The organism is Lactobacillus sp. M0393 (genome assembly GCF_016102025.1).
GTDB classification, from domain to species: Bacteria; Bacillota; Bacilli; order Lactobacillales; family Lactobacillaceae; genus Lactobacillus; species Lactobacillus melliventris.
In genome coordinates this window covers 89,158-111,404 of the sequence record NZ_JACFPK010000004.1, presented here as the reverse complement: position 1 = coordinate 111,404, position 22,247 = coordinate 89,158, and the positions used below count along the sequence as shown (strand labels likewise).

Annotated in this window: 22 protein-coding genes; 20 read left to right on the top strand and 2 right to left on the bottom strand. The window is 36.9% G+C overall.

All coding sequences use genetic code 11. The features are described 5' to 3' along the window. Positions 1–17 precede the first annotated feature (17 nt). The 7 genes from H3R29_RS04185 to H3R29_RS04155 are packed head-to-tail and all read left to right on the top strand — an operon-like array spanning position 18 to position 6,743. Entirely contained in the window at positions 18–869 is an 852-nt protein-coding gene (locus H3R29_RS04185) for a tetrahydrofolate dehydrogenase/cyclohydrolase catalytic domain-containing protein (RefSeq protein WP_046325070.1), read from the top strand. Beyond that, positions 856–2,214, top strand: coding sequence for an exodeoxyribonuclease VII large subunit (gene xseA / locus H3R29_RS04180; RefSeq protein ID WP_198202138.1), 1,359 nt, complete (start codon positions 856–858; stop codon positions 2,212–2,214). Before H3R29_RS04185 ends, xseA begins: the two co-directional genes overlap by 14 nt. Then, positions 2,204–2,446 (top strand): exodeoxyribonuclease VII small subunit, encoded by a 243-nt coding sequence (locus tag H3R29_RS04175; RefSeq protein WP_046325068.1) that lies wholly within the window; start codon positions 2,204–2,206, stop codon positions 2,444–2,446. The genes xseA and H3R29_RS04175 overlap by 11 nt, the downstream gene beginning before the upstream one ends. Positions 2,447–2,458: 12 nt before the next feature. Next, complete coding sequence (locus H3R29_RS04170) at positions 2,459–3,325, top strand: polyprenyl synthetase family protein (protein WP_198202139.1); 867 nt, start codon at positions 2,459–2,461, stop codon at positions 3,323–3,325. Next, positions 3,325–4,137 (top strand): TlyA family RNA methyltransferase, encoded by an 813-nt coding sequence (locus H3R29_RS04165; RefSeq protein WP_198202140.1) that lies wholly within the window; start codon positions 3,325–3,327, stop codon positions 4,135–4,137. Before H3R29_RS04170 ends, H3R29_RS04165 begins: the two co-directional genes overlap by 1 nt. 9 nt (positions 4,138–4,146) lie before the next feature. After that, on the top strand, positions 4,147–5,835 hold the full coding sequence (gene recN / locus H3R29_RS04160) for a DNA repair protein RecN (RefSeq protein WP_198202141.1): 1,689 nt from the start codon (positions 4,147–4,149) through the stop codon (positions 5,833–5,835). Between the two features lie 20 nt (positions 5,836–5,855). Next, on the top strand, positions 5,856–6,743 hold the full coding sequence (locus H3R29_RS04155; RefSeq protein WP_198202142.1) for a GNAT family N-acetyltransferase: 888 nt from the start codon (positions 5,856–5,858) through the stop codon (positions 6,741–6,743). A 32-nt stretch (positions 6,744–6,775) separates the two neighbouring features. On the opposite strand, the gene H3R29_RS04150 is transcribed toward H3R29_RS04155, so the two are convergent. After that, positions 6,776–7,051, bottom strand: a complete 276-nt coding sequence (locus H3R29_RS04150; protein WP_046325063.1) for a hypothetical protein — start codon at positions 7,049–7,051, stop codon at positions 6,776–6,778. A gap of 177 nt (positions 7,052–7,228) precedes the next feature. Between H3R29_RS04150 and gmk the strand changes: the two genes are divergently transcribed. The 10 genes from gmk to H3R29_RS04100 all read left to right on the top strand — a co-directional run bounded on the left by gmk (position 7,229) and on the right by H3R29_RS04100 (position 17,752). Further along, positions 7,229–7,843: a guanylate kinase gene (gene gmk / locus H3R29_RS04145; RefSeq protein ID WP_110446233.1), complete on the top strand. Its 615-nt coding sequence runs from the start codon at positions 7,229–7,231 to the stop codon at positions 7,841–7,843. A 1-nt stretch (position 7,844) separates the two neighbouring features. Further along, positions 7,845–8,063, top strand: a complete 219-nt coding sequence (gene rpoZ / locus H3R29_RS04140) for a DNA-directed RNA polymerase subunit omega (protein WP_046325061.1) — start codon at positions 7,845–7,847, stop codon at positions 8,061–8,063. 61 nt (positions 8,064–8,124) lie between these two features. Further along, positions 8,125–10,524, top strand: coding sequence for a primosomal protein N' (priA, locus tag H3R29_RS04135; protein ID WP_198202143.1), 2,400 nt, complete (start codon positions 8,125–8,127; stop codon positions 10,522–10,524). A gap of 13 nt (positions 10,525–10,537) precedes the next feature. Next, positions 10,538–11,482 carry a methionyl-tRNA formyltransferase gene (gene fmt, locus H3R29_RS04130; RefSeq protein ID WP_198202144.1) on the top strand — a complete coding sequence of 315 codons (945 nt, stop codon included), beginning with the start codon at positions 10,538–10,540 and terminating at the stop codon, positions 11,480–11,482. Next, positions 11,469–12,794, top strand: coding sequence for a 16S rRNA (cytosine(967)-C(5))-methyltransferase RsmB (gene rsmB, locus H3R29_RS04125; RefSeq protein ID WP_198202145.1), 1,326 nt, complete (start codon positions 11,469–11,471; stop codon positions 12,792–12,794). The genes fmt and rsmB overlap by 14 nt, the downstream gene beginning before the upstream one ends. Positions 12,795–12,798: 4 nt before the next feature. Further along, positions 12,799–13,548 (top strand): Stp1/IreP family PP2C-type Ser/Thr phosphatase, encoded by a 750-nt coding sequence (locus H3R29_RS04120; protein ID WP_110446716.1) that lies wholly within the window; start codon positions 12,799–12,801, stop codon positions 13,546–13,548. Further along, on the top strand, positions 13,545–15,524 hold the full coding sequence (gene pknB, locus H3R29_RS04115; RefSeq protein WP_198202146.1) for a Stk1 family PASTA domain-containing Ser/Thr kinase: 1,980 nt from the start codon (positions 13,545–13,547) through the stop codon (positions 15,522–15,524). The genes H3R29_RS04120 and pknB overlap by 4 nt, the downstream gene beginning before the upstream one ends. Further along, complete coding sequence (gene rsgA / locus H3R29_RS04110; protein WP_046325056.1) at positions 15,517–16,410, top strand: ribosome small subunit-dependent GTPase A; 894 nt, start codon at positions 15,517–15,519, stop codon at positions 16,408–16,410. The genes pknB and rsgA overlap by 8 nt, the downstream gene beginning before the upstream one ends. Positions 16,411–16,418: 8 nt before the next feature. Then, positions 16,419–17,069, top strand: coding sequence for a ribulose-phosphate 3-epimerase (gene rpe, locus H3R29_RS04105; RefSeq protein ID WP_198202195.1), 651 nt, complete (start codon positions 16,419–16,421; stop codon positions 17,067–17,069). After that, positions 17,066–17,752 (top strand): thiamine diphosphokinase, encoded by a 687-nt coding sequence (locus H3R29_RS04100; protein WP_198202147.1) that lies wholly within the window; start codon positions 17,066–17,068, stop codon positions 17,750–17,752. The genes rpe and H3R29_RS04100 overlap by 4 nt, the downstream gene beginning before the upstream one ends. Before the next feature lie 47 nt (positions 17,753–17,799). On the opposite strand, the gene rpmB is transcribed toward H3R29_RS04100, so the two are convergent. Beyond that, on the bottom strand, positions 17,800–17,985 hold the full coding sequence (gene rpmB, locus H3R29_RS04095; RefSeq protein WP_046325054.1) for a 50S ribosomal protein L28: 186 nt from the start codon (positions 17,983–17,985) through the stop codon (positions 17,800–17,802). A 164-nt stretch (positions 17,986–18,149) separates the two neighbouring features. Here rpmB and H3R29_RS04090 point away from each other — a divergent pair, with 164 nt between their 5' ends. The 3 genes from H3R29_RS04090 to recG are packed head-to-tail and all read left to right on the top strand — an operon-like array spanning position 18,150 to position 22,231. After that, complete coding sequence (locus H3R29_RS04090) at positions 18,150–18,512, top strand: Asp23/Gls24 family envelope stress response protein (RefSeq protein WP_046325053.1); 363 nt, start codon at positions 18,150–18,152, stop codon at positions 18,510–18,512. 21 nt (positions 18,513–18,533) lie between these two features. After that, positions 18,534–20,192, top strand: a complete 1,659-nt coding sequence (locus H3R29_RS04085) for a DAK2 domain-containing protein (RefSeq protein ID WP_198202148.1) — start codon at positions 18,534–18,536, stop codon at positions 20,190–20,192. 2 nt (positions 20,193–20,194) lie between these two features. After that, positions 20,195–22,231, top strand: coding sequence for an ATP-dependent DNA helicase RecG (gene recG / locus H3R29_RS04080; protein WP_198202149.1), 2,037 nt, complete (start codon positions 20,195–20,197; stop codon positions 22,229–22,231). Positions 22,232–22,247 lie beyond the last annotated feature (16 nt).

Here is a 22,247-nt window from a genome sequence, read left to right as displayed (position 1 = left end):
AAAAGGAAATGACAAAAATGGGGCAGCTTTTAGATGGCAAGCGCTTGGCTGATATTCGTGCTCGAAAATTGCAAAAGCAAGTCTGCGAATTAAAATCGCTGGGGGTGCAGCCACTATTTTGCGTAATTAATATTGGTGACGATCCTAGCAGTAAAATTTACCTTAAAACTAAAAAGAGCAGAGCAGATCAGATTGGCATAGAGCAAAAACTGTTTCAATTGCCAAAAACGGTACCGCAGCAAGAGCTATTAAAATTAATTAAACGTCTGAATAATGAAAAAGCGGTTAATGGCATCATGATTCAATTACCTGTACCAAAGCAGATTAATTTAAATGAAGTTTTAGCAGCTATTGATCCTGAAAAAGATGTTGATTGTCTGACACCTGCAAACATAGGACGTTTATGGCAAGGGGAACATTTTGTTGAACCCGCAACAGCACATGGCATTTTGGCTTTACTAGACTATTATCACATTACTTTAAAAGGTAAAAATGCGGTGATTATAGGTAGAAGTAGTATTGTAGGCAAACCCTTAGCTGCATTAATGCTTGAAAGGGATGCAACAGTTTCAATTTTACATTTAAAAACAAAGAATTTGGCAGAATATACCAAAAGAGCTGATATTCTGGTGACAGCAACTGGACAAGCTAACTTAGTTACTGCTGATATGGTCAAAAAAGGTGCAGTTATCATAGATGTGGGCATCAGTCGCGTAAAGGGTAAAACTGTCGGTGATGTCGCTTTTGCTCAGGTTGCACCGCTAACCAGCTTTATTACTCCGGTGCCAGGGGGAGTGGGGCCACTCACAGTTGAATCTCTTATGGAACAGGTTGTCCAGTTGACAAGGAGAAAATATGGAAAGTGCTAAATATCTCACAGTTTCGGACCTAAATTACTATATAACTCAAAAGTTTAAAAACGATCCCTACTTACATAAAGTATTTCTTCAGGGTGAATTGTCTAATTTCCGTTATCGCCGCAACTCTCACCAGTATTTTTCACTAAAAGATGAAAAATCTAAAATTAATGTAGTAATGTTTCGGTCATATTTTGATAAAGTAAAGTTTAAGCCTGAAGAGGGGATGAAAGTCTATGTAACGGGTTACGTTAGTGTTTATGGGCCACAGGGTTCTTACCAGTTTTATGCAGAATCGATGGAACCGGCAGGACTAGGAGCCTTATATGAACAACTGAAACAGTTGCAAAGAAAACTTGCAAATGAAGGATTATTCGACCAAAAATATAAAAAGCCCTTACCTCGTTTTCCTGATTATATTGCCGTTGTAACCAGTGCTTCTGGCGCTGTGATCCATGATATTTTAGTGACGGTTAACAGGAGATTTCCTCATGCAGAAGTTGATTTGTTCCCCGCTCAAGTCCAGGGAGATTCGGCTGCCGATTCATTAGTATCTGCGATGAAGCAAATAGCTCAGTTTAAAGATAAATATGATGTTATGATAATCGGTCGTGGCGGTGGTTCGCTTGAAGATTTATGGCCCTTTAATGAAGAAAGTGTAGTACGACAAGTGTTTGCTATGAAAATACCGGTTATTTCTTCAGTAGGTCATGAAACGGATACTACATTATGTGATTTAGTTGCAGATGTGCGCGCTGCTACTCCCACAGCAGCTGCTGAATACGCTACTCCTAATTTGGCAGATGAATTAATTAATATTCGTCAAATGCAGAATAGTCTTGTTTCTAGTATGCAAAATACAATCAGAATTCGGCGTGATACTTTAAATCGTATTAATAATTCCGTTATCATGCGAGAACCTACACGACTGTATGATGAACAGGCACAAACATTAGACCTTTTGCGAGATAATTTACATAATAATATGGTGCGTCAATTAGAACGCAGAAGACAAAGTTACCAGTTGGAAAAGCAAAGACTGCTTGCAGTCAGTCCTGGTAAAAAAATTGCAGCGTTATTGCAGCAATCAGATTTTTATTATCAGAGGTTAGTCGCCAATGCGAAGCAATGTTTACAAGTAAAACGCAATGCATTGAGTCAGACAGGGCAGCAACTTAATGATTACAGTCCTCTCAAAACTTTGGACAGAGGTTATGCTTTTGTTACTGATAAACAAAATAAAACTGTTAGTTCTATTGCTCAAGTTAAAATAAAAGATGAAGTCAGACTGCATTTTAAAGACGGACAAGCGACAGCAATAATTGGTTCAACTAGGAGAGAAAAAAATGGCCACTAAGAAAAATAATTTTGAAGCAGAATTAAAAGAATTGCAGACAATTGTTAATAATTTGGAAAACGGTGATATTCCACTGGAAGATGCTCTTGAGCAGTTTCAAACAGGTGTCAAATTAAGCCGCAATTTGAATAAAAAATTAACTGAAGCTGAAGAAACAGTAGCAAAATTAATTGAGAGTGATGGTACTGAACGCAAGCTTGACCCCAATGATGCTGCTGCACCTGAAAAATAAAGAAGAGTAAAAATGACATTTAATGAATTCAAAGCAACATGGACTCCAGTAATAGATAACTTTTTAAGAGAACATCTTGAAAGTGAAGTTACAGATAAAAAGATAAGTCAAATCATGTCATATTCAGTTATGGCTGGTGGTAAAAGGCTGCGTCCCTTACTATTTTTAGCAACTTTAGCTGCACTAAAAGTGAAAATTAGTGACAACGAGATAAGGATTGCGTGTGGAATTGAATTAATTCACACATATTCATTAATTCATGATGACTTACCCGCGATGGATAATGATGATTTTCGTAGAGGAAAATTAACAAGTCATAAAAAATGGGGTGAAGCTGAAGCAATTCTTGCTGGGGATGCACTATTACCAATGGGAATTCAGTGGATCGCTCAAGGAAGCAACTCAGCAAATTTAGTGAATATTATTACTAAAGCAGTGGGTCCCAATGGTATGGTTGGCGGTCAGTATTTAGATATCGACTCTACAAACAATGAAAGTGTCGCTCATAATTCTGAATTTATAAATAAGATGGAATGGTTAAAAACGGGCTGTTTGCTCAGAGCGTGTGTTGAAATGGCAGCAGATTATGGTCATGCAAATATGTCCCAAAGAAAGCAACTTCTCCATTTTGCTCATGCTTTTGGTCGTTCATATCAAATTTATGATGATTTAGTTGATGTGATCGAAACTAGTGAAGAAGCAGGTAAGAAAACGCATAAAGATTCCGAAAATGGTAAGAATAATACCCTAACTTTACTTGGAGTTGCCCAAAGCCGTGAAGAGTTATCTGCTCTAATTAATGAAGCTCAGCAATCTTTAAAAAATATTGACTCACATGTTTTAGCAGGATTTCTGGATTTATATAAAAAGGTATTGTAATGGTAAAAAAGAGAGCGGATATTTTATTAGTTCAGCAAGGATTATTTCATTCGCGGACTCAGGCTCAACGGGCTATTATGGCCGGATTAGTTTCTGATCATAATCACCAGAGAATAGATAAGAGCGGTACCAGTTTTCCCGTTGATGAAATATTTTATATCAAAAAAAGTGATAAGAAGTATGTCTCTCGTGGAGGTTTTAAGCTTGCCAAAGCCTTAAAATCTTTTCAGATTGATTTATCAGATAAAATCTGCCTTGATATTGGTGCTTCTACTGGCGGTTTTACAGATGTGGCTTTACAAAATAAGGCTAAACTCGTTTACGCACTGGATGTTGGCTATAATCAACTTGCATGGCAGCTGCGAGATGATCCTCGTGTAATTGTGATGGAAAAACAAAATTTTCGTTATAGTCAGCTAAGTGATTTCACTCACGGACAGCCCGAATTTGCGATGACAGATGTTTCTTTTATTTCGCTTGATTTAATTATGCCGCCGATGTTTCAGATCTTAAAATATGGCTGTGATGCAGTTTGTTTAATAAAACCGCAGTTTGAAGCAGGTCCACAGCATGTCGGCAAACACGGAATAGTCCACGACCACGCTGTTCATTGCGCTGTCATTAAGCATACAATTGAAAAAGCCAGAGCAATTGGATTTAATGTTCTTAATATTGACTATTCACCGATAAAAGGTGGCAAAGGTAATATTGAATTTTTAATACATTTACAAAAAGAAGAAAAAGATGGCGGAAAATTGTTATGGTCTGGGACCCCGGAAGAAGTGGTTGCTCGGGCTGTTGCCGATCTTTAGGAGAAAGAAATGTTAGTTGAACTGGATATTAAAAATTTTGCCATTATAAAAGCATTGAAGGTTCGCTTTCAAGAAAATATGACTGTCTTAATTGGTGAAACTGGTGCTGGGAAATCTATTATTATCGATGCAGTTTCTTTATTAATGGGCAGCCGTGGTCAAAAAGAAATGATTCGCAGTGGTGAGAAAAAGGCTGTTGTTACAGGCTTATTTGAAGTTGACCATGTGACTAAAAAAATTACTGAAATTTGTGAAAAATATGGTATTCCCAATACAGACAACCAATTGATTATCAGCAGGGAATTAGCTGTTAAAGGACGCAATATTGTTCGAATAAACGGTCAATTAACCACAATTAATGTTTTACGAGAGCTGGGTAATTATCTGGTTGATATTCATGGCCAAAATGACCAGCAGATTTTAATGGATCAGGATAGACAAATCGATTTAGTGGATAATTACGCGTCAAATGATTTTAAACAAGAACTCTCACTTTACCAATCAAATTTTAAAAAGTGGCAAAAATTAACAGCGCAAATTAGTCATTTGCATAAAAATGCACAGGAAATGGCACAAAAACAAGATATTCTGTCCTTTCAAAATGACGAACTGTCTAAGGCTGACTTGAAAGATCCTCATGAAGATGATCAACTTGAAGAAGAATATAATGAATTAAATAATTATCAAAAAATCGTTGATACTGCAAATTATTTAATGCAATTATATGATGACGAGGATCACGGTATTGAAACTTTAATAGGTAATGCTCAAAGCGCCGCAAATGAACTCACAGAGTATGGTGCAAAATTTAAAGATATCGCCAAGACAATTGATGATGGGGTTTTTGCTTTAAGTGATGCGCGCAGTGAATTATCAAATGTTCTTGACGAAATGGACTTTGATGAGGAAAGATTTCAATATGTTTCCAGCAGGTTAGATTTGCTTAATTCACTCAAGAAAAAATATGGTCCTTCGTTAGAAGATGTTTTTGCTTTTTATAACAAAATCCAGACTGAATTGGGTCAATATGAAGCTGGCGGACTTGATGAGGAAAAACTGCAAAAGCAGCTCAAAAATCTTGAACAAGAGCTTCAGGCTGAAGCAAAAAGTCTGCATGATATGAGAAAAAAAGTAGCTGCGAGTTTGGAAAGCAAAATCAAGCAGGAATTAGCAGATTTATATATGGCTAAGGCCCGCTTTAGTATAGATTTTGCAACGACCAAAACTTTTACTAAGAATGGGACAGATAATATTGTCTTCTTAATAGCACCAAACCCGGGTGAAGAATTAATGCCTTTGGTCAAGATTGTATCAGGTGGAGAACAATCCCGTTTGATTTTGGCTTTGAAGGCAATTTTCAGTAAAGTTGAACCAGTAGGAACAATGATTTTTGATGAAATTGATACTGGCGTCTCCGGTCGCGTTTCCGCGGCAATTGGTCAAAAATTGCATTCAATTGGTGAAAATAAACAAGTTATTGCAATTACACATTCACCGCAAGTAGCAGCTGCGGGAGATCAGAAATATTTGGTAGCCAAGAAAGTCAAAGATGGTGCTACTTATACTCAGATTGGGCCTCTAACTCAAGAAGAAACAATTACTGCAATTGCAGAAATGATGGCTGGTAGTGACGTGACGCAAGCAGCTAAACAAAATGCTAAGGATTTGATGAGGAGCTTTAAAAGAAAAAAGAAATAATAATAGTGAAAGGGAAAAGAATGGAAGTTGTTGAAAAAGTTACTTTAAATAACGAGGAGACTAAACAGGCTGCTGGCTTAAATAAAAGAATAAATAAAGCTGATAACACCTATTCAAATATTTATTTAAGCAACAAGTACAACTATTTCAGTGATATGCCAACATTTGTCTTGGCTTATGAAGGGCAAAAGTTAATCGGTTTAACAATGCTTTATGCTGATGACGGTCCTGATGAAGAAGTCGAAGTCAACTTAGTAGTTGATCCTGAATTTCGCAGACACCACGTTGCTAGCAAAATGTGGAAACGTGCCAAACATATTTTGTTGCAATATGGTTATCATAAGTGGGAATTTCCAACAGAAAAAGTTTTTTTAGCAAAAAATCCAGACTTTTTAGCGAATTGCAACTTAACTGTGGTCAAAGAAGATTCTGATTATTATATGCGGACTGAACGACCTTTCTCACTTGATAAAGCAGATAGATTAAACCAAATTTTAGCAGTTAAACTTTTAACCGAGAAATATGTTGATCAAGTTGCTAAGGCTCACAGTTATGCTTTTGGAGATGAGATTGCGACATCTACAAAATATGTTAAAAATGCATTGGCAGATAAAGATACTACAAGCTTTTTGTTGTTAACAGGTAATGAAGTTGCTGGCTATTGTGCTGTTGATCATGGCGATAACGAAGATTACTTTTTTGGCTTGTTTGTTGATAAGCCATTTCGGGGACAAGGCTTTGGGACATTTTTTATCAAAAAGATGATTGCAATTTTGCAAAAGGAAGGCAGCAGAGTTTTTGCTTTAAATGCTGACATCACCAATAAAACGGCAATTCACATTTATGAAAAAGCTGGTTTTAAAATACTAAGTGAAACACTGTATTTAAAAAGCCAAGAATCAAATTGATTCCTGGCAATAAATTATTTTAGTAAAATTGACTATTCAAGATCAATTCTGAAAATATTATCAATATCAATAATCTTTATAATCTTTTTATTTACTGAACGCAAAATAAAGCGCCCTGCAGAAATACGGTTGATAATTTGGCCGATTTCACTTGTTCCGTCCTGATAACTGATTAGCACATATGAGCGGCCAAGTAGAGCTCTATTGAGTTCAGCTAAAATTTCATAATTATATTGGCTGTAAATACTTAATTTTTCATCATCATAATCGAAAAAATAGTGACAAAGTTTTTTTAGTGAGTTTTTCATCAAACCATCCCTTGTATTTAATCGAACATTTGTTTGACAATTTATATTATAAGAACATCTGTTCTAAAAAACAAGTATTAAATTTAAATTTTTTTGTTGGTTAAAAATACCATGACTTGAAAATATTATCATTTTAGTGCAAACTAGATACAATAGCTTTTCATAAGGGAGTTTGGCATGACAGAAAAAGGTTTGTTACTTGTCCTTTCGGGTCCCTCGGGAGTAGGTAAGGGTACCGTTAAAAGTGCAATTGTGAAGAATAAAGTTTTTCCATTTGAATATTCCGTGTCCATGACCACCAGACAGCCACGGCCTGGAGAGATCAATGGTAAAGATTATTTTTTTGTTACTGAAGAACGATTTAAGCAGGCAATCAGTCAAAATGAACTTTTGGAGTATAATCAATATGTGAACCATTATTATGGCACTCCTAAGGCACCAGTTGCAAAAATGCTTGATGAAGGTAAAGATGTTCTGCTGGAAATTGACGTTAATGGTGCCCAAAAAGTTAGACAAGAAATGCCTGATGGAGTGTTTATTTTTCTCACGCCACCTGATTTGCATACATTACATACCAGGTTGGAAAATCGTGGTACTGAATCAGAAGATGTGATTATGGGCCGGATAAAGCAGGCTCGTCAAGAAATTCTGGTGATGCAGGATTATGATTATGCTGTTGTTAATGATACAGTTGCCAATGCAGTTGATCATATCAAGGCGATTGTCGAAGCAGAACATGTTAGTGTAAAACGTGTCATTGATACTTATCGCAAAATGGTTAAGGAGGACTAAAATGAGAGTTACATATCCATCTATTGATAAATTGTTGGCACAGGTTGATTCAAGATATTCTTTATCAGTTCTTGCGGCCAAAAGAGCACATGAATTGGAAGACGGTGATCCTGAAGCTTTAAAAAGCTACAAATCACAAAAACCAGTTGGTAAGGCTTTAGAAGAAATAGAAGCTGGTAAAGTTACCGTTGATCCCAATCATCGCGAGGTTAATCAGTAATTAATAAAATTTATGACCTCCATCCTAAAAGAGATGGAGGTCATTTTTTGAAGGTGATTAAATGATTGCACAAGTAATCGTTGATGTTGCGGCTAAGCAAACGGATCGAGTCTTTGAATATCATGTGCCCAAGGAACTTGGTAAAGTTGAAATAGGCTCAAGGGTCTTTGTCCCATTCGGTCCACGCAAATTACAAGGTTTCGTGGTCGGATTAAGTTCAACAAGTCAATATCAGGGTAATTTAAAAGATTTACTTTTAGTGGTAGATGAAATGGCGCCGCTAACTTCGGAATTAGTAAAGCTGTCAAAGGATTTAGCTGATAATATTTATTCTTATCGCATATCAATTTTAAAAACGATGCTTCCAAGAATTATGCGGGCCAACTATCGTAAAATTTTGGTTCCTAATTCTGCAAAGGCGCAAAAAATGGGTCTTTTCCAGGGAGACCCATTGGATTTAACTAAAATAACCGACAATAAGCAAATTGCCGCCATACGTCAATTATTGCGTTCAAATGATGCCAAGGTGGAATACCTTGTTGAAAATAAAGCCCGGGTTAAAACTGAAAACGAATATTCTTTATGCAAAACTAAGAAAGAATATGTCAGTATCTACGAGTCATTAAGGAAAAATGCTGTCAAACAAAAGCAGCTCATTATGTATTTAATCGAAAATTTTAATAATTTTCCTTTAATGCAAAGTCAAATTGAAAATAATACACACCTCAATACAGTTTCATTAACCAATGCTGTCAAAAAGGGCTGGCTTAATAAGAAGCAGATTGAAAAATATCGTGATCCATTGACAGACTATAATCGCTCCAAAGATGAGTCTAAAAAAATTAAGCTAAACAAGGATCAAAAAGAGGCACTTAACCATATAGTACCAGCAATTAAAGTAAAAAGGTCACGTATCTTCTTGTTGGAAGGTGTGACTGGCAGCGGTAAAACTGAAGTCTATTTAAATGCTATCAGCGCTACGCTAAAAGAGGGCAGAAATGCTTTAATGATGGTTCCAGAAATATCTTTAACTCCACAAATGGTTGACCAAGTCAAAAGCAGATTTGGTCAACAAGTTGCTGTTTTGCATAGCGGCTTGTCTGAAGGTGAAATGTATGATGAGTGGCGCCGCATACGACGTAATGAAGTTCGTGTAGTTGTTGGTGCCAGAAGTGCAGTTTTTGCGCCCTTAGAAAATATTGGCTTGATCGTGATTGACGAAGAGCATGAATCATCGTACAAGCAGGAGGACAATCCGCGCTATCATGCTCGGGATGTTGCAATTTGGCGCAGTAAGTATCATTCTTGTCCCCTGATATTAGGCAGTGCAACTCCGTCTCTTGGAAGCAGAGCACGCGCGCAAAAGGGCGTTTATCAATTGTTGAGGTTACCACATCGTGCTAATAAACAAAGTTTACCCCAAGTTAACATTGTGGATTTAAAAAAGGCAAATTATACTGGTGGACAGTTCGACCTTTCTACTGAGATGGTTAACGCAATAAAACAAAGAATTGCCAAAAATGAGCAGGTAATTTTAATGTTAAATCGACGGGGCTTTGCTAACTTCATGCTTTGTCGTGAATGTGGCTATGTCATGAAGTGTCCTAATTGCGATCTTTCATTGACTATGCATAAAGATACAAATAAAATGCAGTGCCATTATTGTGGTTATGCGACGGCAATTCCTGAAAAATGCCCAAATTGTCAAAGTAAAAAAATACGTTTTTTGGGAACTGGTACCCAAAAAGTGATGACAGAACTAAATCAATTATTACCAGGTACTCGCGTCTTACGGATGGATGTAGATACTACAAGAAGAAAGGGTGCATTTAAAAAAATTCTGGATGCATTTGGCAACCATGAAGCTGATATATTGCTGGGCACGCAAATGATTGCTAAGGGACTTGATTTTCCTAATGTGACACTGGTAGGAGTTGTTAATGCTGACACAGGTCTTTGGCTGCCAGATTATAATGCTTCTGAACGTACTTTTGAATTACTCACTCAAGTGGCAGGCCGAGCCGGTCGAGCTCAAAAAAAGGGAGAGGTAATCATCCAAACATTTAATCCAGGTCATTATGCGGTTAAACTAGCTAAGACACAGGATTATGAACGTTTTTATCAATACGAAATGCGTGTTAGACATGCTGGTAATTATCCGCCATATTTTTATACTGTTTTGGTTTCAGTAGCTGCGAAAAAAGAACAAAATGCTGCCAGAGAGGCTTTTAAGATAAAAAAATGGTTACAGCCAAAATTACACCAAGCAACAATAGTTTTAGGTCCAACACCTAGTGCAATTTCTCGTCTAAAAAACAAATATTATTATCAAATACTGGTAAAATATAAAAAAGAAGATAATCTTAACCAGTTGTTACATCAAATCCAAGATTCGGCACAAAAAATGAAAAAATATGGCTTATCTGTCTATATTGATAATGAGCCTGAACGCATAATGTAAAGGGGAATGTTTAATGACATCAATAATTTTTTTAGGAACACCTAAATTTGCCGTGCCTATTTTAAAGGCGCTTGCAGATGAAAAATATGAAATCAAGGCAGTGGTTACTCAACCTGACAAAAAAGTTGGTCGCAAGCAACAAGTTACTGAGTCTCCAGTTAAGGTTTTAGCCCAAAAATTAAATTTACCAGTTTTTCAACCTGCTCATTTGGCAAAATCAGAAGAAGTAGCTGCACTAACAGCGATGCAGGCAGACTTGATTATCACTGCTGCTTATGGTCAATTTTTACCTAGTAAATTTTTGCAATCAGCTAAAATAGCTGCAGTTAATGTTCATGGTTCATTATTGCCGAAGTATCGTGGTGGGGCGCCCATCCAATACGCTCTGATCAACGGAGATAAGCAAACTGGGGTAACAATTATGGAAATGGTTAAGCAAATGGATGCTGGTGCCATATATGCTCAAAAAGCAATCGCCATTCAAAAAGATGATACAGCAGGAACCGTGTTTGAAAAATTGTCTTTTTTGGGACGTGACTTGTTGCTTCAAACCTTGCCTCAAATTATTGCAGATCCTCAGAAGAAAACGGCTCAAGATGAAACTAAAGTAGTATTTTCCCCCAACATCAGCAAAGAGCAGGAACAAATAAAAATAAGCATGACTGCGAGGAAAGCCAACAACTTGATTCGCGGTCTTAATCCCGCTCCCGGAGCTTATTTGCTGGTTGATAATAAAAGGTTTAAAGTATGGCGAGCCGAAGTGGCTCCAGAAACTACCACTCTACCAGCTGGAACAGTAGTTGCTAATAAAAAACGTTTTGCTATCAGTTTTGCCAATCATACGGTTTTAAATTTACTTGAGGTTCAACCAGCAGGAAAGAAAAAAATGACTGTAAAAAGCTTTTTAAACGGACAAGGAAAAAGCTTTGCTATAGGTGATAAAATTGTCGGCTCTTAAAAGCGCCCGGTCAGTGGCTCTGTCTACTTTAATTCGTGTATTGTGTTCAGGTTCCTATTCAAATATTAGTTTTAATAATAGTTTGCGTGAGGCTAAGCTTACTCAAGCTGATCAAAATTTAGCAACCAGAATTGTTTACGGCACTATACAAGAAAAAATTTATTTGGAGTATCAACTTCATGATTTATTAAAGACAGAACTCAAGGAAGATTACCTCTGGCCATTATTATTGCTGTCTGCTTACCAAATCTTGTTTATGGACAGCATTCCCGCTAGAGCGGTCCTAAATGAGGCTAATAAATTGGCAAAAGAATACGGTAAGAGGCATTCTGCTGGATTTAAAATTGTCAACGGTATCTTACGTGCTTTGTTAAGAAGAGGCTCAATTTTGCCAGATAAAAAAGACAAAACGCTTTATCTTAGTGTCAAAGAAAGCACACCTAAATGGTTAGTTCAGTACTTGATTAGTCACTGGGGTGAAGATAGAACCGCTGCCATATTAGCTAGTATTAATAAACCGTCTAAAAATACAGTGAGAGTTTCAAAATTGGCTGATTATAATTCGGTCAAAAAAGAGTTATCAAATTTAGGATTTCTTCCTGCTGATTCTCAAATTGCTTCAGATGAACTGATTTTAGCACATGGAGGAATCTTTAAAACTGCTTTATTTAAACAAGGCAGATTGACAATTCAAGATGAAGCTGCTAGTTTGGCGGTAAGTGCTTTTTCTTTTAAGGGTAATGAAGAAGTTCTTGATGCCTGTAGTGCACCAGGAGGTAAAACTGTTCAGATCGCTGAAAATTTGAACCAGGGTCATGTTACCGCCCTTGATATACATGAAAATAAGCTGCGTTTAGTTAAAGAGAATGCCAGCAGAATGCATGTGGCATCAAAAGTAATTGTCAAGCCACTTGATGCTAGAAAAGCAGATCAAGAATTTAAAAAAGAGCAATTTAATAAAATTTTAGTGGACGCTCCTTGTTCTGGATTGGGTCTTATTAGGCGGAAACCGGAAATCCGTTATACTAAAACATTAAATGACTTAACTAAATTGCAACAAATTCAATTAAATATTCTAGATCATGTAAGTTCCTTATTAATTCAAGATGGAGAATTAGTGTATTCGACATGCACTATCTCCCAAGAAGAAGACGAAGACGTAGTTAAAGCTTTTTTAAAAAGGCATGATGAGTATGAATTACAGCCTTTTACAGCGGGTAAGCTAAAAGCCCCAAAGGGGATGCTTAAAATCTTACCGGATAGTTATGGTAGCGATGGCTTTTTTATTGCTAAGTTTAAATTGCGAGGTTAGGATTTTGATAAAAACAGCATTTGCTTCTAGTATTGGACGAATACGCAAGAGCAACCAGGATTCTGTACAGGTTTTTAAAAATAAAAAAAATGCTTTATTGGCTATTGTTTGTGATGGCATGGGCGGACATCAAGGTGGAGATGTGGCTTCGACTATGGCTGTGAGTCATTTGGGTCACAATTTTGGTGTCACCGACTTTTACGATTCAAACAGTGCACGTAAATGGCTGAACGTTCAACTAAGTAATGAGAATGAAACAATTTTAAGAACTGCTGACCGTTTTCCAGATTTAAATGGCATGGGGACAACAATAGTATTGGCTGTGGTTTTTAACGATGAAGCTTTAATTGCCCATTTAGGAGATTCAAGGGCCTATGGCTATTCAGATGGCCAATTCGTCCAACTTGTAGAAGATCATTCTCTAGTCAATGAATTGGTTAAACTAGGTCAAATTACTAAGCAGCAAGCTAGAAATCATCCTCAAAAAAATATCATTACTCAGTCACTTGGAGTTTCCAGCACAATTGATCCGGAATATAAGCAGATTGCTTTAAATGATAATGATATTATTTTGCTTTGCACTGATGGCTTAACTAATTCATTAAGTGATCCCCAGATTCAACAGATACTTGCGACAAAAGATTTGTCTTTAAAAAGTCGTTGCCAAAAGCTGATTGACGAAGCTAATCGTTTGGGTGGTGAGGACAATATCACTGCTTGTTTAATTCTAAATGAGGGTGGTGACAAGCAATGATCAATAAGGGCTATTTGTTAGGCGACCGCTATCGTATAATTGATACTTTAGGTGAAGGCGGCATGGCAAATGTTTATCTAGCTGAAGATATTATTCTGCAGCGAAAAGTCGCCGTTAAAATTTTGCGGCTCGATTTACAAAAAGAACCTCAGACCTTGGCCCGTTTTCAAAGAGAAGCACTTGCTACCAGTGAATTAAGTCATCCTAACATAGTGATGGTTCTGGATGTTGGCACTGACCATGGTCTGCCGTACATGGTTATGGAATATGTAGATGGTCCTGATTTAAAAGAATATATTAGAGCAAATTCACCCTTGAATTTAGGTAATATTATTAAAATCATGGACCAAATACTGAGTGCAATGTCTTTGGCTCATAAGCATAATGTTATTCACCGGGATCTAAAACCGCAAAATATTTTAATGGACAAGCATGGCAATATCAAAATTGCCGATTTTGGTATTGCTGTGGCCTTAAATCAAAATTCTGTCACCCAAACCAATTCCGCAATCGGATCTGTTCATTATATGTCCCCTGAGCAAACTAGAGGTGGACTGGTAACCAAACAATCTGATATTTATTCTTTGGGGATTATTTTATATGAATTGATTACAGGAAATGTGCCTTTTAATGGCGATTCCGCCGTTTCAATTGCTTTAAAACATGCTCAAGAGCCAATTCCTTCAATCAGAAAACAAGATCCTAATATTCCGCAACCACTGGAGAATGTAGTTTTAAAAGCAACAGCTAAAGATCCGCGCGACCGGTATAATTCTGCTAAGGAAATGAAAGATGACCTTGATACCAGTTTGGAACCGGGTCGGGCTAATGAGCCAGTTTTTAAACCCACTCATGGCAATAATGATGATGAAACCATTATTTTGCCGAATTTCAAACCTAATCGAGTAGTCGAAAAGACTGATGCGGAAAACAGAACTCAAGACAAGACTGCTGACTATCACAAGAATCGTTCCAGCTTTACGCAAGCTTTGCGTAAATATAAATGGTGGTGGCTTTTTGTAGGCTTTGCAGCCATCTTAATAATTGGCTTGATGTTTTTTGTGCTCAATAATAACAAAAATAGTGATATCCGTGTTCCCGATGTGACAAATCTGAGTGAGAAGAAAGCTAGAAATAAACTTGAAAGTGTTGGCTTAAAGGTTGGCAAAATAAAGCATAGAAATTCTGATAGTATTGATCGTGGCAAAGTAATTGAAACTGCACCTGTTGCTGGCTCGGAAATAAAACGAGGTCGCTATATAGACCTGTATATTTCTGATGGAGCAGGTATGGTTCAAGTACCTGATGTTACTGGTGATGAATATGGTATTGCTGTCCAAAAACTTGAAAAATTAGGTTTTGAAGTGATTCGTGAGAATCAATTTTCATCAAGTGTTCCACCTGATCACGTCATTTCTCAGAGTGTTGCTGCCGACGTTGAAGTGAAGCCGGAACAAACAACAATTACGTTAGTAATATCTAAAGGAAAAAATCCGCGTTCGAAGCATCATATGATTAAATTACCTGATTTAAAAGATTATTCTTTAAAGCAGGCACAAGAATTTGCACATAAACACGGCTTAACACTGCAAGTTAGCTCTGCATATTCCAGCAAAGTAAAGAAGGGAATGATTATTTCCATGAGTCCGGCTGCAGGTACACAGGTTCCTCGTGGAAGTACAATTTCTGTTAATGTTTCAGAAGGAGCAAAAAAGAAACGCGATTTAACGGCAATTAAAAACTTTACGGTTAGCTACGAAGATAATGATGAAGATGATTCTGATAATAAGCGCGGTAATCATGTTCAAATATATATTGCGGATGATAATCACTCAATTGATAATATTTACCGGGATTTATATATCAAAAAAGATATGAATTTCTCAATCCCATTCGAACTTAGGGACGGCCCTGGCCAACTGAAAGTAGTACGCGATGGCCAGGTAATTTTAAATGAGAAGGTCAAAAATGATTAGAAAGGATCAGGGAATTGTTATTGGTCTGATTGCAGGCTTTTATGACGTTCAAACTGCTAATGATATTGTAAGAACTCGTGCCAGGGGAGTTTTTCGCAAGAATAAATTAAAACCAACTGTTGGTGATCACGTTAAAATCCAAATTGATGACCAAGGCACAAATTACCTGGTGGAAGTTTTACCTCGCAAAAACCTGATTGGTCGACCTGCTTTAGCAAACGTGAATCATGTTTTACTAGTAATGTCAGCAGTTCAACCCGATTTTTCTTTGCAGTTATTGGATCGCTTTTTAACTTTCTTTTCATGGCAAGGCGTTGCTGTAAGTATTTACCTATCAAAGAGCGATTTACTAAGTAGTTCAAAGCTAAACAAGATTCACGAAGACTTGCTTTACTATAACGCTATAGGATATCGAATTTATTATAGCCAAGAAGAGGTCGCCAATAACCTGATTCATGAAATTGCTGCTGAAAACATCTGGACTCTTGCAGGACAATCAGGAGCAGGTAAATCCACTCTAATTAATTCACTTCAAAGTGACGTCAAGCAGGAAACAGGCGCCATTTCTAATTCCTTGAATCGGGGTAAGCATACCACCAGAACAGTTAACCTTTTTCCTTTAGGAAAAGGCTTTCTTGCAGATACTCCAGGCTTTTCAGCAATTGACCTTACGCCAATTAAAGTAAAAGAGTTATGTGATTATTTTATTGAATTTAGAAAAGCCAGTAGCAATTGTAAGTTTCGTGGTTGTCAGCATTTAAACGAACCCAGTTGTGAAGTAAAAAGATTAGTTGAAGCGGGAAAAATTAAAAAAAGCCGCTATGATGATTATTTGTTAATACGCAAAGAAATAGAAAACGGCAGGCTGCCCGAGTATTTAAAGTGAGGAGAAAAATAGTGATTGCACCGTCAATTTTAAATATCAATAATCTAAATTTGGAAAAAGATATTCAAACGGCGATTGATTGCGGCATTAGCCGCTTTCATATCGATATTATGGATGGACATTTTGTGCCAAATTTATCATTTGGTCCGCAGCTCGTATCTGATTTTAAAAAGACTTTTCCGACAACTGAAGTTGAAGTTCACCTAATGAGTAATAACCCTGATGTATTGGTACCTGCTTTTGTCAAAGCCGGTGCACAGATAGTGTTACTTCACTATGAGGCAATGAATGAGAATAAACTCAATTATTGGCTGGATTATTTAAAAGAAAACAATGTTAAAGCGGGTTTAGTTCTTAATCCAGATACTGCTATTTCTGTTTTACAGAAATTTCTTGGTAAAGTTGATCAAATTTTACTAATGACTGTCTATCCCGGTTTTGGCGGCCAAGAATTCATTCCGGAATCTTCTTCAAGGATTAAGCAGGCCGTTAGTTTAAGCGCTGGCAAAGTACCAATTGAAGTTGATGGGGGAATTAACAAACAAACTGCTAAAATTGCTAAGGATGCAGGAGCAAAAATCTTCGTTGCTGGCTCTTATTTATTTTGTCAGAATAGTATTAAGAAGCAAATTACAGAGTTAGAAGGCATACTGCAATGAAATCCTTTGCACTGTTAGGAGCGCCTAAACAGTTATGGCCTGACGATCTCAAAGAGCAATTTCTAAAAGCTAATAGAACTGGTGATTTAGTAATAGGTGTCGATCGCGGGTCGCTTCTTTTACAAAAAATGGGCATTAAGGTAGATGTGGCCGAGGGAGATTTTGATTCACTAAAAAGAAATGAATTAGCAGAAATCGAAAAAAATGTTGCTGATATTAGATATTCAAATCCAGAAAAAGATTGGACTGATGCTGAGCTGGCTATTCGCTGCGCCTTTTTAGATTACCGTGTTTCTCATTTGACTATTTTTGGTGCCACGGGTGGACGCTTGGATCACTTTTTGTCTAATTTATTTATGGTTCTTAAGCCCGAATTTAACCAGTTTGCAGAAAAAATAACACTTATTGACCAGCAAAATTCAATTAAATTTTATAATGCTGGAAAACATTTAGTTAAAAGGCAGCTAGGTTATCAATATTTTGGAGTAGAAACCTTAAATAAGGTACTGAATTTAAATATAAATGGAGCTAAATATAATTTGGCCAATTTTAGGAGTGCAAATCCCGTCTCATTTAGCTCCAATGAATTTTTACCAGAAAAAGATACATTTGAACTTTCATTTTCAAGAGGAGTAGTAGCGGTCATCCAGTCTAAAGATATTAATCGTTTTCAAAATATTTAAGCAACAAAAAAAGCAGAAGATTTCTTCTGCTTTTTTAAACTTTTTATTTAGGCACGGGTAACTTTACCAGATTTTAAAGTCTTAGTTGAAACCCATACACGCTTTGGTTTGCCATCAACAAGAATACGAACTTTTTGAAGGTTTGGCTTCCACGCACGACGGTTTGAATTCAACGCGTGTGAACGTGTGTTACCAAAAGTGGTCTTTTTGCCAGTGATATAGTCTTTTGCCATTTGCTAAACCTCCTTTATTGTGTTTTCATACTAAGTTAAGATAGCATAAGTTTAAGATCATTGCAACTCCAAAAGTATTTTTTATGAAGGGAATTTTGTATTTAAACTTGATTACTATGATAAAATAGATTCATAATATTGAGAACAATGATACGGAGGTAAACATGGCTGTAAAAATCAAAACAAAGAACGGTTTGATTGATATATCAAACGGAGTGATTGCAACTGTTGTCGGAAGTGCGGCTACATCCAATTACGGCGTTGTTGGCATGGCTTCAAAAAATGCTATCCGTGACGGTTTCGACGGAATTTTAAATCGAGCAAATTATAAACGTGGTGTCGTTGTCAGGTCTGAAGATAATCGGATTACAGTTGATGTCTATATAATTGTCGGCTATGGTCTAAAAATATCTGAAGTAAGCCGCAATGTCCAGGATAGTGTTAAATTCAATTTGAAAAATCAACTTGGAATTGAAACTAAAGCTGTCAATGTCATCGTTCAAAGTGTTAAAGTGCTTGACGAATAACTCAAGCGGAGGTTAAAAATATTGGTTTTAAAGGAAATAGACAGTAAAAAATTTAGAGATATGGTTCGCGTTGCCACACACAGACTTGGACGCAATGCAGAGTTTATTAACTCTTTGAACGTTTTCCCGGTTCCTGATGGAGACACTGGAACAAATATGAATTTAACTATTGAAAGTGGTGCAAAGGCTGTTGCTCAAAATAATAGTGACAGCGTGGGAGACTTGACAGAAAGCCTCGCAAAAGGAATGCTAATGGGAGCTCGAGGTAATAGTGGAGTTATTTCTTCTCAGCTATTTAGAGGGGTCTATAAAGCCACTCAGGGCATGAAAACACTTAATGCACAAGAATTAGCCAACGCTTTTTCAAATGGAGTTGCCACTGCATACAAAGGCGTCATGAAACCCGTTGAAGGAACAATTTTGACTGTTGCCCGAATTGGTGCTCAGGAAGGTGCTAATAAAGCCAATGAAACCGATGATGTTGCAGAAGTCATGAAAGCGATTGTTGAAGGCGCTAAAAAAGCGTTAAAATCAACTCCTGACTTACTACCGGTTTTGAAGCAAGTTGGAGTAGTCGACTCAGGAGGACAAGGACTTTTATTTATTTATGAAGGATTTCTTGAAGGACTTCTAGGCGAAGAATTTGCTGATCGTTACCAGCCTGACGAAGGGGAAATGGATGAAATGATTAATGCAATGCATCATCAATCTGTCCAATCTCAGCTTTCCACTAAAGATATTGCTAATGGTTACTGTACTGAAATTATGGTTGATTTAACTGCTGACGTTCCTGCAAAGAAAACCTTTAATTTAGATGAATTTAGAGAGCATTTGTCTAAACTTGGTGATTCTCTTTTAGCTGTTTCAGATGAAGAAGTAGCAAAGGTTCATATTCATACAGAGCAACCTGGAGCTGTTTTTGCATATGGCAGTCAGTTTGGTCAGTTAGGAAAAATAAAGATTGATAATATGCGAATTCAACATGAAACTATTGTCAATAACAATGAAGAGAATCAAGAAAGCGTTGATTTTGCTGTTATTGCCGTGGCGTCAGGTAATGGTATTCGAAAGCTGTTTGAAAGTGAGGGAGTTAACCGGATAATTTCTGGTGGACAAACTATGAACCCTTCAACTCAAGATATTATCGATTCAATCAAAAAATCTGGTGCCAAAAAAGCAATTGTAATGCCAAATAACGGTAATATTATTATGGCGGCTAAACAGGCTGCAGAAGTTAGTGATATTCCTGTTGGTATAGTTCCTACTAAAACTATTTCACAGGGTTTGACGGCGATGCTTTCGTTTGATCCGGATGATTCTCTTGATGACAATGTTGCTAACATGACTGATGCACTTGATACTGTTGTTTCGGGAGAAGTTACTAAAGCTAACCGTGATACAACGATTAATGATATAGCAATTCATCAAGGTGACTTTTTAGGAATAATTGATGGAGATATTAAAGTAGCAGCTTCTGATCTAATTGTTGCTGCCTCCTCTATGATAGAAAAAATGCTGGATGAAGATTCAGAAATTATCACTGTAATGTATGGACGTGATTCTAATAAAAAAGAAGCCCAAAAGCTTGTCGATGAATTAAAGAAAAAGCATGATGACCTTGAGTTTGAGCTTCATGATGGCGGTCAGCCTGTATATAATTTCCTGATTTCCGTTGAGTAATTATGATAGCAAAAGAACTTTTTGCTCCAGTAACCGATTTGAAAGGTGTGGGAACAAAGACTGCTGCTGCTCTTGGAAGTTTGGGAATTTATAGCGTTTATGATTTGTTGTATTATTTTCCATTTCGTTATGATGAGCTTCAAACGATTCCTCTTGATCAGATCATGGATGGTCAAAAGGTAATGCTTAAGGGAATTGTTGCAACAGATGCTTTTGTAACCAGGTTTGGTTATAAAAAAAGCCGCCTTAGTTTTAAGTTAAGAATTGACCATGATGTCATCATGGTCAATTTTTTTAATCAACCATGGTTAAAAGAAAAAATTGCAGTTGGCAAAGAAGTAGCAATTTACGGTAAGTATAATGCTGCTAGACAAAGCCTGGCTGCCTTTAAGTTCGTTGCAGCAAAAGAAAATGACAGTGGTATGGCACCCATTTATTCAGTAAACCGGCAGATTAAGCAAAAAAAACTAATAGATTTAATCAATCTTGCCTTAGATGATTATTTAGCTGAAGTTGATAATGTAGTTCCTACTAAGATAAGGCAAAAATACCGCTTGCTACCTGAAAGTAGTATTGTACAAGAAATGCATCATCCACAAAATGCTACAGAATCTCAGGTTGCTAAAAGAAGTGCCATTTTTAGAGAGTTTTTTATATTTCAAACTGAACTAGCCCAGTTGACTGAATACAATCCGCGTAATAAGGGGATTGCTAAAAAGTATAACTTAGATGAAATTGCCAAGCTTACTAAGTCACTACCATTTGAACTATCTGCAGATCAAAAGCATGTAATTAACGAAATTTTTACTGATTTATTTTCTTCAGTTCAAATGCAGCGACTGTTGCAAGGGGATGTGGGTTCTGGAAAGACAATAGTCGCTGTTTATGCACTTTTTGCGGCAGTGACAGCCGGCTTTCAAGCTGCACTGATGGTTCCAACAGAAATATTAGCAACCCAACATTTTAAAAAGATTGATGAGTTGCTGAAACCTATGGGAGTTCGCTGTGCTCTTTTGACGGGTTCTACCAAAACTTTGGAGCGTAGAGAAATTTATAATGAACTAACTGATGGTACTATTAATGTTGTGATAGGTACTCACGCTTTAATTCAATCTAGTGTGATTTTTAAAAAATTGGGATTAGTTATTATTGATGAACAACATCGCTTTGGTGTTAATCAAAGACAAGCCTTAGTCAATAAGGGAAATTTGCCTGATGTTTTAGCAATGACAGCCACACCAATTCCGCGAACTTTAGCTTTAACAGTGTATGGCAACATGACTATTTCCGAAATACACCACCTGCCGGCAGGACGAAAAAAGATAGTTTCCTGGTGGAAAACGAGCACGCAAATGGATCAAGTATATCAACTAATGCGTGAGCAATTAGAGCAGGGATTCCAAATATATGCTGTCACACCTTTAATTTCAGAATCGGAAGACTTAGATTTAAAAAATGCTGAACAGCTTTACTACAAGCTAAATCGTGACTTTCCTAATGAAAAGGTTGCTTTACTTCATGGGCAAATGCCAGGAAATAAAAAAGACGACATTATGGCTGCTTTTGCCGCAGGTGATATTAATATCTTGGTTACTACTAGCGTAATTGAAGTAGGAGTAGACGTTGCTAATGCTAATATGATGGTCATTTATAATGCTGATCGCTTTGGTATTAGTCAACTGCACCAGTTGCGTGGACGAATTGGTCGGGGAAAAACTCAGAGTTACTGTATTTTTTTAGCTGATCCCAACACCCAGGCCGGTAAATCCCGCATGAAAATAGTGGCATCAACAACAGACGGATTTAAGTTAGCAGAAGAAGATTTAAAGATGCGCGGTGAAGGTGATCTGTTTGGTAAGGCACAATCTGGTTTACCTGAATTTCAGGTAGGAGACGTTGTTAACAATTACAATACCATGGTAGTGGCACAAAAAGAGGCCAAAAAATTGATTAAAAATGATCCTCTCTTGCAAAAATCTGAAAATAAAACTTTAAAACAAGTGTTAGAATATAAGCAATTACAACAAAAAAGAACTTAGTAAAGGTTGAGGATAA

Excerpts from the sequence above, each read along its gene's own strand:
- H3R29_RS04150 (WP_046325063.1), bottom strand. The coding sequence starts at position 7,051 with ATGAAAAACTCACTAAAAAAACTTTGTCACTATTTTTTCGATTATGAT.
- gmk (WP_110446233.1), top strand. The coding sequence starts at position 7,229 with ATGACAGAAAAAGGTTTGTTACTTGTCCTTTCGGGTCCCTCGGGAGTA.
- H3R29_RS04165 (WP_198202140.1), top strand. The coding sequence starts at position 3,325 with ATGGTAAAAAAGAGAGCGGATATTTTATTAGTTCAGCAAGGATTATTT.
- rpoZ (WP_046325061.1), top strand. The coding sequence starts at position 7,845 with ATGAGAGTTACATATCCATCTATTGATAAATTGTTGGCACAGGTTGAT.
- H3R29_RS04155 (WP_198202142.1), top strand. The coding sequence starts at position 5,856 with ATGGAAGTTGTTGAAAAAGTTACTTTAAATAACGAGGAGACTAAACAG.
- xseA (WP_198202138.1), top strand. The coding sequence starts at position 856 with ATGGAAAGTGCTAAATATCTCACAGTTTCGGACCTAAATTACTATATA.
- recN (WP_198202141.1), top strand. The coding sequence starts at position 4,147 with ATGTTAGTTGAACTGGATATTAAAAATTTTGCCATTATAAAAGCATTG.
- rsgA (WP_046325056.1), top strand. The coding sequence starts at position 15,517 with ATGATTAGAAAGGATCAGGGAATTGTTATTGGTCTGATTGCAGGCTTT.
- H3R29_RS04100 (WP_198202147.1), top strand. The coding sequence starts at position 17,066 with ATGAAATCCTTTGCACTGTTAGGAGCGCCTAAACAGTTATGGCCTGAC.
- H3R29_RS04090 (WP_046325053.1), top strand. The coding sequence starts at position 18,150 with ATGGCTGTAAAAATCAAAACAAAGAACGGTTTGATTGATATATCAAAC.
- H3R29_RS04175 (WP_046325068.1), top strand. The coding sequence starts at position 2,204 with ATGGCCACTAAGAAAAATAATTTTGAAGCAGAATTAAAAGAATTGCAG.
- recG (WP_198202149.1), top strand. The coding sequence starts at position 20,195 with ATGATAGCAAAAGAACTTTTTGCTCCAGTAACCGATTTGAAAGGTGTG.
- H3R29_RS04185 (WP_046325070.1), top strand. The coding sequence starts at position 18 with ATGGGGCAGCTTTTAGATGGCAAGCGCTTGGCTGATATTCGTGCTCGA.
- fmt (WP_198202144.1), top strand. The coding sequence starts at position 10,538 with ATGACATCAATAATTTTTTTAGGAACACCTAAATTTGCCGTGCCTATT.
- priA (WP_198202143.1), top strand. The coding sequence starts at position 8,125 with ATGATTGCACAAGTAATCGTTGATGTTGCGGCTAAGCAAACGGATCGA.
- H3R29_RS04170 (WP_198202139.1), top strand. The coding sequence starts at position 2,459 with ATGACATTTAATGAATTCAAAGCAACATGGACTCCAGTAATAGATAAC.
- pknB (WP_198202146.1), top strand. The coding sequence starts at position 13,545 with ATGATCAATAAGGGCTATTTGTTAGGCGACCGCTATCGTATAATTGAT.
- rpmB (WP_046325054.1), bottom strand. The coding sequence starts at position 17,985 with ATGGCAAAAGACTATATCACTGGCAAAAAGACCACTTTTGGTAACACA.